The organism is Sporosarcina sp. FSL K6-3508 (genome assembly GCF_038615825.1).
GTDB lineage: Bacteria > Bacillota > Bacilli > Bacillales_A > Planococcaceae > Sporosarcina > Sporosarcina newyorkensis.
The window spans coordinates 1,958,849-1,971,669 of record NZ_CP152016.1 but is presented as its reverse complement, the minus strand read 5'-3'; the positions used below and the strand labels follow the sequence as shown (position 1 = coordinate 1,971,669).

Annotated in this window: 10 protein-coding genes; all 10 read left to right on the top strand. The window is 43.2% G+C overall.

What is annotated here, in order from left to right; genetic code table 11:
* The first annotated feature begins 129 nt into the window (after positions 1-129).
* The 10 genes from tig to hemL all read left to right on the top strand — a co-directional run bounded on the left by tig (position 130) and on the right by hemL (position 12,621).
* Entirely contained in the window at positions 130-1,416 is a 1,287-nt protein-coding gene (tig, locus tag MKX97_RS09695; protein ID WP_342535859.1) for a trigger factor, read from the top strand.
* Positions 1,417-1,608: 192 nt separating this feature from the next.
* Positions 1,609-2,877: an ATP-dependent protease ATP-binding subunit ClpX gene (clpX, locus tag MKX97_RS09690; RefSeq protein WP_078816792.1), complete on the top strand. Its 1,269-nt coding sequence runs from the start codon at positions 1,609-1,611 to the stop codon at positions 2,875-2,877.
* Positions 2,878-3,002: 125 nt separating this feature from the next.
* Positions 3,003-5,324, top strand: a complete 2,322-nt coding sequence (gene lon, locus MKX97_RS09685; RefSeq protein WP_009497520.1) for an endopeptidase La — start codon at positions 3,003-3,005, stop codon at positions 5,322-5,324.
* A complete protein-coding gene (gene yihA / locus MKX97_RS09680; RefSeq protein ID WP_009497519.1) occupies positions 5,321-5,902 on the top strand; it encodes a ribosome biogenesis GTP-binding protein YihA/YsxC in 582 nt (193 codons plus the stop codon). The genes lon and yihA overlap by 4 nt, the downstream gene beginning before the upstream one ends.
* A 129-nt stretch (positions 5,903-6,031) precedes the next feature.
* A complete protein-coding gene (gene hemA, locus MKX97_RS09675) occupies positions 6,032-7,408 on the top strand; it encodes a glutamyl-tRNA reductase (protein WP_340758954.1) in 1,377 nt (458 codons plus the stop codon).
* 425 nt (positions 7,409-7,833) lie between these two features.
* Positions 7,834-8,649 (top strand): cytochrome c biogenesis protein CcsA, encoded by an 816-nt coding sequence (gene ccsA / locus MKX97_RS09670; RefSeq protein ID WP_245799432.1) that lies wholly within the window; start codon positions 7,834-7,836, stop codon positions 8,647-8,649.
* A 15-nt stretch (positions 8,650-8,664) separates the two neighbouring features.
* Positions 8,665-9,594, top strand: a complete 930-nt coding sequence (gene hemC / locus MKX97_RS09665) for a hydroxymethylbilane synthase (protein WP_009497516.1) — start codon at positions 8,665-8,667, stop codon at positions 9,592-9,594.
* The gene (locus MKX97_RS09660) at positions 9,587-10,351 is read left to right on the top strand and encodes a uroporphyrinogen-III synthase (RefSeq protein ID WP_342535858.1); all 765 of its coding nucleotides are present in this window, start codon (positions 9,587-9,589) and stop codon (positions 10,349-10,351) included. The genes hemC and MKX97_RS09660 overlap by 8 nt, the downstream gene beginning before the upstream one ends.
* Positions 10,348-11,328, top strand: a complete 981-nt coding sequence (gene hemB, locus MKX97_RS09655) for a porphobilinogen synthase (RefSeq protein WP_342535857.1) — start codon at positions 10,348-10,350, stop codon at positions 11,326-11,328. The genes MKX97_RS09660 and hemB overlap by 4 nt, the downstream gene beginning before the upstream one ends.
* Positions 11,329-12,621, top strand: a complete 1,293-nt coding sequence (gene hemL, locus MKX97_RS09650) for a glutamate-1-semialdehyde 2,1-aminomutase (protein WP_340758953.1) — start codon at positions 11,329-11,331, stop codon at positions 12,619-12,621. It begins immediately after the preceding gene.
* Positions 12,622-12,821 lie beyond the last annotated feature (200 nt).

The following is a 12,821-nucleotide window of genomic DNA, read 5'->3' as shown; positions in this document are numbered from 1 at the left end:
AAGCCTTCGAACGGTGTCACAGAGTTTTTTCAAGTGCTACTGAAAAAGTTTCGGACGCAATCACGCGGAGGTATAATTGATTAAAATAAAAGAAATAAAAGTTGTGTAAATGATTTGGAGGTCAGACATATGACAGTTAAATGGGAAAAATTAGAAGGCAGTGAAGGGAAACTTACGTTTGAAGTTTCTGTCGAACGGTTCAACCAAGGAATGGACGAAGCGTTTAAAAAAGTAGTAAAGAAAGTACAAGCACCAGGTTTCCGTAAAGGAAAAATGCCACGTAAGATGTTTGATAAAATGTATGGTGAAGAAGCACTTTACAACGATGCAATTGATATCGTGCTACCTGAAGCATATTCAAAAGCAGTTGAAGAAGCTGACGTTGAGCCAATCGCAGCTCCTGAAATTGATATTGAAAAGCTAGAAAAAGGCGAGCCGGTTATTTTCACAGCAGTTATCGCTTTGAAACCAGAAGTGAAATTGGGTGAATATAAAGGACTTGAAGTGACTCGTCAATCTACTGAAGTTACAGATGAAGAAGTAGACGCTCAACTACAACAACGCCGCGAAGGACTTGCGGAAATGGTAGTTAAAGAAGATGGCGCTGCAGAAAACGGCGACACGGCTACAATCGATTTCGAAGGCTTTGCAAATGGTGAAGCGTTTGAAGGCGGAAAATCTGAGAACTATGATCTTGAAATCGGATCTGGATCTTTCATTCCAGGATTTGAAGAACAAGTGGTCGGTATGAAAGCAGGAGAAGAAAAAGATATCGAAATCACTTTCCCTGAAGAGTACCATGCAGCTGAATTAGCTGGACAACCTGCTACATTCAAAGTGAAAGTTCATGAAATCAAAGCGAAAGAAGTTCCTGAGCTTGACGATGAACTAGCAAAAGAAATCGACGAGAGCGTTTCTTCAGTAGAAGAACTGCGCACGAAGCTTAAAGAAGAAGCAGAAGAAGTGAAAAAGAACGATTCTGAAACTGCGCTTCGCGACGATCTAGTTGAGCAAGCAGCAAGCAATGCAGAAATGGAAATTCCACAAGCGATGATCGATTCTGAAACAGATCGCATGATGCAAGATTTCGAACAACGTTTACAAATGCAAGGCATGAATCTTGAGCTTTACTTCCAATTCTCTGGTCAAGACGAGCAAACTCTTCGCGACCAAATGAAAGACGACGCATTAAGCCGCGTTCGCGTTTCATTGACACTTGAAGCAATTGGTGAAGCAGAAAAAGTGGAAGTAACAGAAGAAGAAGTCAATGCAGAACTTGAAAAAATGTCAGAGCAATTCGGCATGGAAGTAGAACAAATCAAGGCAACTCTTGGTGGCACTTCTGTACTTGAAAATGACCTTCGTTTCAACAAAACAGTTCAATTGCTTGTAGACAACGCAAAAATCGTTGACTAATCCAGCCATAAAACTAAAACAAGGTACGGTTTACCGTGCCTTGTTTTTCGTAAATAAAGGTAGGTATGCATAGTCTGCACAAATATCCATAAGCTATCAAGGAAACCGAATACATATTTGTCTTGGAGTTCTAAATAGTTGATTAAGTCATGGTAATCTTGTAGTATATTCACTTGAATAGGGGTGAGCATAATGTTCAAATTTAATGATGAAAACGATAACCTAAGCTGTTCTTTTTGCGGTAAATCACAAGATCAAGTCCGTAAATTAGTGGCAGGTCAAGGTGTTTATATTTGTGATGAATGCGTTGAACTTTGTGCGGAAATCGTGGAAGAGGAAGTTGGTCTTGAAGAAGACTTCGAACTGAAAGACGTTCCAAAACCAAGAGAGATCCAAAGCATTCTCGATGAATATATCATCGGGCAAGATCGCGCAAAGAAATCACTCGCTGTAGCTGTATACAATCACTACAAACGTGTAAATTCAGGAAGTAAAATCGATGATGTCGAACTGGCAAAATCGAATATTGTATTAATCGGACCAACGGGTAGCGGTAAAACGTTACTTGCTCAAACATTGGCTCGAATCTTGGACGTTCCATTCGCGATTGCGGATGCGACTTCTCTGACAGAAGCAGGTTATGTTGGTGAAGACGTAGAGAATATCCTTTTGAAATTGATTCAAGCGGCGGACTTCGATATTGAAAAAGCTGAAAAAGGAATTATTTATATCGATGAAATCGATAAAGTAGCTCGTAAGTCTGAGAATGCTTCCATCACACGTGATGTATCGGGTGAAGGTGTTCAACAAGCATTGCTGAAAATCTTGGAAGGAACTGTCGCGAGCGTGCCACCACAAGGCGGACGTAAGCATCCACACCAAGAGTTCCTACAAATCGATACGACGAATATTCTGTTCGTAGTCGGCGGTGCGTTTGACGGCATTGAAGATATCGTCAAGCGTAGAATTGGACGTAAAGTCATTGGCTTTGGTTCCAACCCGAACAAAGAAATTAGTGAAGATGAGAGCTTGTTGTCTAGATTGATTCCAGAAGACTTGCAGCAATACGGCTTAATTCCGGAATTCATCGGTCGTTTGCCTGTTATCGCTACATTGGACGCACTGGATGTAGACACGCTCTATCAAATCCTCACTGTTCCAAAAAATGCAATCGTCAAACAATACCAAAAGATGGTAGAACTTGATGAAGTAGAGCTTCGTTTCGAAGAAGAAGCTTTACGTGAGATCGCGAAAGAAGCCATTGCACGTAAAACAGGTGCTCGTGGATTGCGTTCGATTATCGAGAATATCATGCTCGATGTCATGTATGAGTTGCCTTCACTTGATGAAGTGAAGGAATGTCTCATTACAAAGGATTCCGTCCTAGGAAAAGCTTCTCCAATTTTATATAAAGCTGATGGAACCGTATTTGACATCGATCAAGAAAAAAATACGGCATAACGCCGATATTGGCAAAAAGCCGGCTCAACCTATGCGTTTTCACGCTAGGTAGTCGGCTTTTTCTTACATATGATTTTGCAGTTTATCTTTCTTACATATACATAACTTAATGGAGGTGGCTTGTAATGCCGAGTAATCAAAAGAAGAACATCCCTTTATTGCCACTTCGCGGAGTGATCGTTTATCCAACGATGCTTTTACATATCGATGTAGGCAGAGAGCGTTCGGTTTTTGCGATCGAACACGCTTTAGCTAATGATCATCAAGTTTTTCTTGCAACACAGATGGACTTAGGACTGGAAAACCCTGAAAAAGAAGACTTACACAGATTAGGTACGCTTGCGACCATCAAATCAATGACTCAATTACCGAACGGTACATATCGGGTGTTAATCGAAGGGGTGCAGCGCGCACACTGGTCTGCTTATCAAGAAGCCGATCTTTATCCCGTCGTAAATGTTCAAGGCTATGAAGAAGAGCAAGAGAAAGACGCTGAAACCGAAGCCCTTATGCGGACTTTGATTGCACAGTTCAAGCGCTATGCTAAAAATAGCAATCGGATTTCCGATGAGACAGTGGAAACAGTGGAAGGGATTCAAGAAGCAGGAAGATTAGCAGATATGATCGCCTCGAACCTTCCTTTGAAGTTGTCTGCCAAGCAAGAAGTACTTGAAATGACAGATGTCCAAGATCGTTTGGAATGGCTAATTAGCAGGATGTACAACGAACAGGAAATCATGGAGCTGGAACGCAAAATAAACGAGCGAGTAAAAGAAGCGATGGAGCGGACACAAAAAGAGTTCTATTTGCGTGAACAGCTTAGAGCAATTCAAACAGAACTTGGGGATAAAGACGGCAAAGGCATCGAAATCGCGGAGCTCAGGCAGAAGATTAAAGAGGCCGATATGCCGGAAGGAGTCCTAGAAGCGGCAGAACGAGAACTGGATCGGTATGAAAAGATTCCTTCGGTTTCCGCGGAAAGTGGCATTATTCGCAATTACCTCGATTGGCTGATCGCGCTGCCATGGTCTCATGCGACGGTGGACCAGCTTGATTTGGCTAAATCAGAAGCTATATTGAATAGAGACCATGAAGGTTTAGAAAATGTCAAAGAACGTATATTGGAATATTTAGCAGTGCGACAAATGACCAATTCGCTGCGCGGACCGATTCTTTGTCTCGACGGTCCTCCTGGTGTAGGGAAAACGTCATTGGCTCGTTCGATTGCAGAGTCCCTTGGCCGAAAATTTGTCCGTTTATCGCTCGGCGGTGTCCGGGACGAGTCTGAAATTCGGGGTCACCGCAGAACGTATGTCGGTGCGATGCCAGGCAGAATCATTCAAGGTATGAAGAAAGCAGAAACGATCAACCCCGTCTTTTTATTGGATGAGATCGATAAAATGTCGAATGATTTTCGTGGAGATCCTTCATCCGCAATGCTTGAAGTACTCGATCCAGAACAAAATAGTACGTTCAGCGATCATTATATCGAAGAACCATATGATTTATCGAATGTCTTATTCATTGCGACGTCAAATGATTTAGGTGCGATTCCAGGACCTTTACGCGACCGCATGGAAGTCATTTCGATTCCTGGTTATACAGAACAAGAAAAACAATCAATTGCTGTAAATTATTTGATTCCAAAACAATTGAAAGAACATGGACTGACGAAATCTCAGGTCCGTTTCCAAAGTCAGGCGATTTTAGAGCTTGTGCGCTATTATACACGAGAAGCCGGCGTTCGTTCATTGGAGCGGAAAATCGCGAGCATCTGCCGTAAAGCCGCTCGTCAAATACTTGCAGGTGACAAGAAAAGCTTGACGATCAGCCCAAAAACATTACAAGTCTTACTAGGGAAAAAACTATTTCGGTTTGGACAGGCGGAAACAGTCAATCAGGTTGGTATGGCTACGGGCCTTGCTTATACTACTGTCGGGGGCGATACTCTTCAAATTGAAGTTTCATTATCACCCGGAAAAGGTAAGCTATTGTTAACTGGGAAGCTTGGCGATGTCATGAAAGAGTCTGCTCAAACAGCGTTGTCCTATGTCCGTTCAAAAGCAGTCGATTTCGCGATTGATCCCGAGTTCCATGAAAAATGGGATATTCATATTCACGTCCCTGAAGGTGCTACGCCGAAAGACGGCCCTTCGGCTGGAATTACGATTGTGACAGCTTTAGTCTCCGCTTTGACAGAACATCCTGTTCGCCGTGAAGTCGGCATGACGGGAGAAGTGACTTTGCGCGGACGTGTACTGCCTATCGGTGGGCTGAAGGAAAAATCGTTAAGTGCCCATCGCGCTGGTTTGCGAACAATTATTATACCGAAAGACAATGAACGCGATCTTGATGATATACCAGAAAGTGTACGTGAAGAATTAACATTTAAACTCGTGTCGGATGCTCAGGAAGTACTCGATATCGCTTTGGAGGAAAAGAAATGAAAGTCCATAATGTCGAAATGATCATGAGTGCGGTGAAACCTGAACAATACCCTACGGAAGGCTATCCGGAATTTGCTTTAGCAGGCCGGTCAAATGTAGGTAAATCTTCGTTTATCAATAAGATGATCGGACGTAAAAGCTTAGCCCGGACTTCATCAAAGCCAGGGAAGACCCAAACTCTGAATTTTTATAAAATCGAAGAGCAATTATTTTTCGTCGATGTTCCTGGTTACGGTTACGCAAAAGTTTCTAAAACGGAACGAGAAGCATGGGGGAAGATGATTGAGCGCTATATTACAGCGCGTGAAGAATTGCGTGCGGTTTTGCTCATCGTCGATTTGCGTCACCCGCCCACTGAAGACGACTGCATGATGTATGACTTTTTGGCACATTATAATGTACCGACCATCGTAGTGGCGACGAAAGCAGATAAAATTCCAAAAGGTAAGTGGGAAAAGCATAAAAAGGTCGTACGTACAACGTTGAATATGGAGAAGCATCATCCACTATTATTGTTTTCATCCGAAAAGGGAATGGGAATTGAAGAAGCGTGGCGCGAAATTGAAAGTCGGATGTGAAAATAAGCGATTTTAACTGAACACTGCTAAAAATTGACGTCAAATGTTGTTCACAAATCGCATTCCGACCAGAACACTATGTATGTTATAATGTAGTTACGAAAAGATCTCGAAAGGTGTGAGCACCTAATGCATACAGTTGTCGTCGGTGTTAATCACCGAACTGCCCCTGTCGAAATTAGGGAAAAATTATCATTCGTTGAAGCTGAACTGCCGCAAGCGATGCAAACATTGCAACAGCAAAAAAGCATCTTGGAAAACATCATTATTTCCACTTGTAACCGTACAGAAATCTATGCGGTTGTAGATCAGCTTCATACTGGACGATATTATATAAAACGGTTCCTCGCTGATTGGTTTTCAATTCCGATTGAGGAATTCTCAAGCCACTTAATCATCTTTGAAGAAGATGGCGCGGTAGAACATTTATTGCGTGTTGCAGCAGGTATTGACTCCATGGTACTCGGCGAAACACAAATTTTAGGGCAAGTTCGAAGCAGTTTTCTTTCTGCACAGGAAATCGGTACTACCGGAACGATCTTTAATGAATTATTCAAACAAGCTCTAACAACTGCGAAAAAAGCCCATTCTGAAACAGCAATCGGCGAAAATGCTGTTTCGGTCTCTTACGCTGCCGTGGAACTTGGAAAGAAAATTTTTGGTTCACTGAAAAATAAACATATTGCAATTCTGGGTGCAGGTAAGATGGGCGAATTGGCTGTCAAGAACTTGCAGGGCAGCGGTGTCGGGAAGATCACAGTGATCAACCGTACATTCTCAAAAGCAGAATTATTAGCTGCCAAGTTCGATGGAGAAGCGAAGTCCATGCAGGAGTTACAATGTTTATTATTGGAAGCCGATATTCTGATCAGCTCCACAGGCTCAACCGATTATGTAATTGATTATGAGTTGATGGAGTTCGTTGAGAAATTACGTAAGGGAAAACCGTTATTCTTGGTGGATATCGCAGTTCCACGTGACTTGGATCCGAAAATAGGCGATTTAGCGAATATGTTCTTATATGATATTGACGACCTGCAAGGAATCGTGGAAGCAAATCTCGCAGAACGTAAGCGTGCTGCAGATGAAATTGGCATCATGATCGAAAGAGAAGTCGTCTTATTTAAAGAATGGCTTTTGACTCTCGGCGTAGTTCCAATGATTTCAGCATTGCGTAAAAAAGCAAGCCGCATCCAAAGTGAAACGATGCAAAGTATTGAAAATAAAATGCCTGATTTAACAGAACGTGAAAAGAAAGTGCTGAACAAGCATACAAAATCCATCATCAACCAACTTCTGAAAGAACCGATCTTACAGGCAAAGGAACTTTCTATAGATAAAAAAGCTGAAGAGAAACTGGCTTTATTTGAGCAGATCTTCGGAATTTCAGATGATGTCGTGGCAGAAAAAGAACAACAGGCTATTCAAGCGAAAGAACGCCTGCAAAAACGTGCTAACGAGAAAAGTAACACAATCGACTCAACCAAATTAAATTATTTGTACTAATACACTGGTGGTTCTGTATCTAGCTCTTTCACAAGAACGATACAGGCCACTTTTTTTATGCGGGTTAGTGGGTATAATGCTTTTTCATTTAATAGTTGATAGGAGTGGAGGGCAGACTAAGTTCGCCGCGTCCTGCGGCAACGGCTGTATGACTCACATCGTGTGAGCCCGCGGCAAAACCGACTCCCGGAGGATCGGGCGTGTGTCTTGAGACTCTGGACCGAGTAAAGCGAGGGAAGCGGCTCAAGACACGCTCTCCGGAAAGCGTCCGCCCGCAACGGAAATCAACGGTGCGAGGAAGGTAATGCAGATGCAATCATTTGCAGAAATGCCCTCTCATTTGAGAGAATGAAGGTAGAATACTTCTGAATACAAAGAGAGGTCTTCGCTTGAAAGGCAGAGAATAGCATATGGTGGATTTGACTATGGCAAGACTTCAGGAATTCATGATCGTCCTATATGCCCTTGGTCTTGTCTTTTATTTAATTGACTACTTTAAAAAGCAAAAAACATTGCAACAAATTGCCTTCTGGCTGATTGTTACGGTGTGGGTGACACAAACCGCAATTCTACTGCTGTATATTATCGAGATGAAACGGTTTCCGGTACTCTCACTTGTCGAAGGAATTTATTTTTACGTCTGGTTATTGGTAACCCTGTCGATAGTATTTCAATTGATTTACAAAGTGAATTTTATGGTCTTTTTTACAAACATCATCGGATTTATTTTCTTAATGATTCACGTGTTTTCCAACTTGAAATATACGGCGTCTACAGTCGGCGATTCGCTCATTTCGGAAGTATTATTCATTCATATTACGACAGCGATCCTCTCATATGCCGTGTTTGCATTAGCTTTTGTTTTTGCGGTATTGTATTTGATTGTCTATAAAGTATTGAAGAAGAAAAAGTGGTCGAAGCAATTTTCTAATCTTCCGAATCTGCATCAAACGATGATGGGGATGAAGATGTCGATTTACACAGGGATTCCGATTTTGTTCGTCAGTCTAATCTTTGGAGTGCAATGGGCATATGTGGCGCTTGTAGATTGGTCGATTTGGGATGTGAAGATCATGGGCTCGTTTGCAGTGCTCTTGATCTATACAGGGGTAATGTATTTCCAACACAAAGGTAAGCTTCAATCGATGGAATTTGCCTGGATGACAGTTTTTGCATTTCTCTTAACGGTTGTAAATTTCTTTTTGGGCAGTACATTGTCTGAGTTTCATTTATGGATATAAGGAAGGAAGAGTATTGTGAGAAAAATCATTGTAGGTTCTCGTAGAAGTAATTTGGCATTAACACAAACAAAATGGTTCATTGAGCAAATGAAACAAGCAGGTGCACCATTTGAATTCGAAATCAAGGAAATCGTAACAAAAGGCGATCAGATTCTAGATGTCATGCTGTCGAAAGTCGGCGGTAAAGGTCTGTTCGTGAAAGAAATCCAACAGGCGCTATTTGATAAGGAAATCGACTTTGCGGTACATAGCATGAAAGATATGCCTGCTGTCATTCCAGATGGTTTAACGGTAGGTTGTATTCCTGAACGTGTCGATCCGCGTGATGCGTATATTGCCAATGACCACGTCCGTTTCATGGACTTGCCGATCGGCGCGATTGTCGGGACATCCAGTTTACGCCGCAGTTCTCAACTATTGATGTTGCGTCCTGACCTTGAGATTAAGTGGATTCGAGGCAATATCGATACGCGTATACGCAAGTTGCGAGACGGTGAATATGACGCAATTATACTTGCAGCAGCGGGTATGAAGCGTATGGGCTGGGATGATAGCACTGTCACGGAATACTTGGCACTTGACGACTGCATCCCTGCGGTTGGCCAAGGCGCACTGGCTATTGAATGCCGACAAGACGATACGGAACTTTTGGATGAATTAGCAAAACTGACGGACCAAAAAACATGGATCGAACTGCAAGCTGAACGGACATTCCTCAACGAAATGGATGGATCTTGTCAAGTTCCGATCGCTGGATTTGCGAAGTATGATGGAAATGAAGTGGAACTGACTGGTTTTATTGCGTCACCTGACGCGATTGAAGTCTTCCGTGAAACGGTGAAAGGAACTGATCCTGTCTCTGTTGGTAAAGAAGTGAGTAAAATTCTTCGCGAGCAAGGTGCCGCCGAAGTAATTGAGAAAGTGAAGGCGGACATGGATGCGTAATGCGTTACCATTAACAGGGGAAACAGTCATTTTCACAGGTACCCCTAAAGCAAAAGAGGCAGCAGAACTCGTTAAAGAGTACGGCGGCACACCTATTTCAATTCCACTTATTGAAGTGGAAGAAATGAAGGACAAAAAAGATCTGCAAAAGTTAGAAGAAGCGTTGCACGCGGATTGGCTCATTTTCACGAGTCAATCCGCAGTCGGAGCATTTCGTTCGAAGATGGAACGCCATCGTTTGACTGCAGATTCGTATGCAGGAAAGGTAGCCGCGGTAGGAACACGAACGGCAGCTGCACTTGACCAGCTTGGTTTTACGGTTTCGTTCATTCCAACTGTTTTCAGTGCGGATGTCTTCGTTCAGCAATTTAAGCCAAAAGAGTCCGAGCAATTACGTGTTGTATTCTTAAAAGGTTCGCTCGCAGGCAACTTAATTCGTGAAGAATTGCCGTTTCATGTTACAGAATGGACAGTTTACGAAACGAAAAGCGCTACGAGTTCCATAGATAAATTATGTAAACAGATTATGCAGAAAAATCAGGTTTCTGTACTGTTCGCTAGTCCGTCAGCGGTAGAAGTTTTTGCTTCACGCGTAGTCCCGAAGACAACGTGGAACGGTTTTACAGTTTGTGCGATTGGGCATGTTACAGAACGTGCGTTACTGAAAGCAGGGACACGTGTTCATGTCAAACCCGAAACGTATACGTTAACCGAGTTAGTTCATGCATTAGCTAAACGAAAGGGAGATTTTAAATGAATCCAATAGAATTTAAGCGTCATCGCCGACTTCGCACGCATCCGACAGTGCGTGCAATGGTTAGAGAGACATCGATCAAAGCATCGGACTTCATTTATCCACTATTTGTAACGGAAGGTGAGAATGTTCGCAATCCGATTGCCTCGATGCCTGGGGTCGATCAGTTTTCGATTGATTTATTGCTGAAAGAAACAGATGAAGTAGTGGAACTCGGTATTTCATCGATCATTTTATTCGGAATTCCTTCCAGCAAGGATGCAGTCGGTTCGGAAGCATATGACGATGAAGGCATCATTCAGCGTGCAACACGTGCAGTGAAGGAACGTCACCCGGAATTGGTTGTGCTTGCAGATACGTGTTTATGTGAGTATACCGATCACGGTCATTGCGGTGTGATTCACGGAACAGATGTTGATAATGACGCAAGCTTGGAATTGCTTGCGAAAACAGCTGTGAGCCAAGCGAAAGCGGGGGCAGACATTATTGCACCTTCGAATATGATGGACGGTTTCGTTGCGGTGATTCGTCAAGCGCTGGATGAAGCTGGATTTAAGCAAATCCCGATTATGTCGTATGCAGTGAAATATGCTTCCGCATATTATGGCCCGTTTCGTGAGGCGGCCCAATCAACTCCGCAATTCGGTGACCGTAAGACCTATCAGATGGATCCGGCGAACCGTATGGAAGCAATGCGTGAAGCGGAATCGGATATTCTTGAAGGAGCAGACTTCTTGATTGTCAAACCGGCATTATCTTATTTAGACATTATTCGAGATGTGAAAAACCATGTGTTATTGCCTGTCGTCGCGTATAACGTCAGTGGTGAGTACGCAATGGTGAAGGCAGCTGCTCAGAACGGCTGGGTAGATGAGAAAAAAATCGTATTAGAAACGTTGACAAGTATGAAGCGTGCAGGCGCAGACATTATTATGACGTATCATGCAAAAGACGCTGCTCGCTGGCTGGAGGAGAAATAATTGGGTAGATCATATACAAAGTCTGAACAAGCATTCAAAAAAGCTGTAGATTTATTGCCAGGGGGAGTGAACTCTCCTGTCCGTGCATTTAAGTCTGTCAATATGGATCCGATTTTCATGGAAAGCGGAAAAGGCGCGATCATTAAAGACATTGATGGCAATGAATACATCGATTATGTCCTATCATGGGGACCCTTGATTTTAGGGCATACAGACCCGGATGTGGTCGCGGCGATTCAGAGAGTAGCCGAGACAGGGACGAGCTTCGGTGCTCCTTCTTTAATTGAAAATGAAGTGGCTGAACTCATTATCGACCGAGTGCCGTCTATTGAAATGGTGCGCATGGTGTCTTCAGGCACAGAAGCGACGATGAGTGCATTGCGGCTGGCACGTGGTTATACAGGCCGCAATAAAATCTTGAAGTTTGAAGGCTGCTATCATGGCCACGGCGACTCTTTGCTGATTAAAGCAGGATCAGGCGTTGCGACATTAGGCTTGCCAGACAGCCCGGGAGTACCAGAATCGATTGCTAAAAATACGATTACAGTTGCTTACAATGACTTGGAAAGTGTTAAAGCGGCTTTCGAACAATATGGCGATGATTTGGCAGGAGTCATCGTAGAGCCGGTTGCGGGGAATATGGGAGTTGTCCCACCTGAGCCTGGTTTCCTTGAAGGATTACGTGAGTTGACGGATGCCAATGGCACATTGTTAATTTTTGATGAAGTTATGACAGGTTTCCGTGTCGGTTATAATTGTGCGCAAGGTTATTTCGGTATTACTCCTGATCTGACTTGCCTGGGCAAAGTAATCGGCGGTGGGTTACCGGTCGGAGCATACGGTGGTAAACGTGAAATCATGGAACATATTGCGCCGGCAGGAACGGTTTATCAGGCTGGTACATTGTCTGGAAATCCACTTGCGATGACAGCGGGTTCAGAAACATTAAAGAAATTGACACCTCAATCTTATGACCGTTTTATTCAGTTAGGGGATCAATTGGAAGAAGGTTTCCGTAAAGCTGCGTCGGAAAATGGAATACCGCATACGGTGAATCGTGCGGGTTCGATGATCGGATTCTTCTTTACTAATGAACGTGTCTATAATTATGATCAGGCTAAAACTTCTGATTTGCAGTTGTTTGCTGAATATTATCGACTGATGGCAGAAGAAGGCATTTTCTTGCCGCCGTCCCAGTTTGAAGGAATGTTCTTATCTGCTGCTCATACAGAAGAGCATATTGCGAAGACAGTGGAGGCATTCCACACCGTGTTTGCTAAGTTGAAACGATAAAAGATAGCGCTGAGAGATGATCTGTTTTAGCATAGATCATCCGCTCAGCGTTTTTTCTGTGAGGCGAAGTGGGATTGGTGAAGTGTGTTAGGATTTTCGCTCGGATTGATTGGGCTTTGGTTCAGTTGTCTGCGGCTTTGGTGCTATACGGTGGTGAATTGGTTCGGTTCTCACTATGTTTGGTGCGTTCTCAATGATTT

What these genes read in the sequence shown, in the direction of transcription:
- tig (WP_342535859.1), top strand. Translation starts at nt 130, where the DNA reads ATGACAGTTAAATGGGAAAAATTAGAAGGCAGTGAAGGGAAACTTACG.
- clpX (WP_078816792.1), top strand. Translation starts at nt 1,609, where the DNA reads ATGTTCAAATTTAATGATGAAAACGATAACCTAAGCTGTTCTTTTTGC.
- lon (WP_009497520.1), top strand. Translation starts at nt 3,003, where the DNA reads ATGCCGAGTAATCAAAAGAAGAACATCCCTTTATTGCCACTTCGCGGA.
- yihA (WP_009497519.1), top strand. Translation starts at nt 5,321, where the DNA reads ATGAAAGTCCATAATGTCGAAATGATCATGAGTGCGGTGAAACCTGAA.
- hemA (WP_340758954.1), top strand. Translation starts at nt 6,032, where the DNA reads ATGCATACAGTTGTCGTCGGTGTTAATCACCGAACTGCCCCTGTCGAA.
- ccsA (WP_245799432.1), top strand. Translation starts at nt 7,834, where the DNA reads ATGGCAAGACTTCAGGAATTCATGATCGTCCTATATGCCCTTGGTCTT.
- MKX97_RS09660 (WP_342535858.1), top strand. Translation starts at nt 9,587, where the DNA reads ATGCGTAATGCGTTACCATTAACAGGGGAAACAGTCATTTTCACAGGT.
- hemB (WP_342535857.1), top strand. Translation starts at nt 10,348, where the DNA reads ATGAATCCAATAGAATTTAAGCGTCATCGCCGACTTCGCACGCATCCG.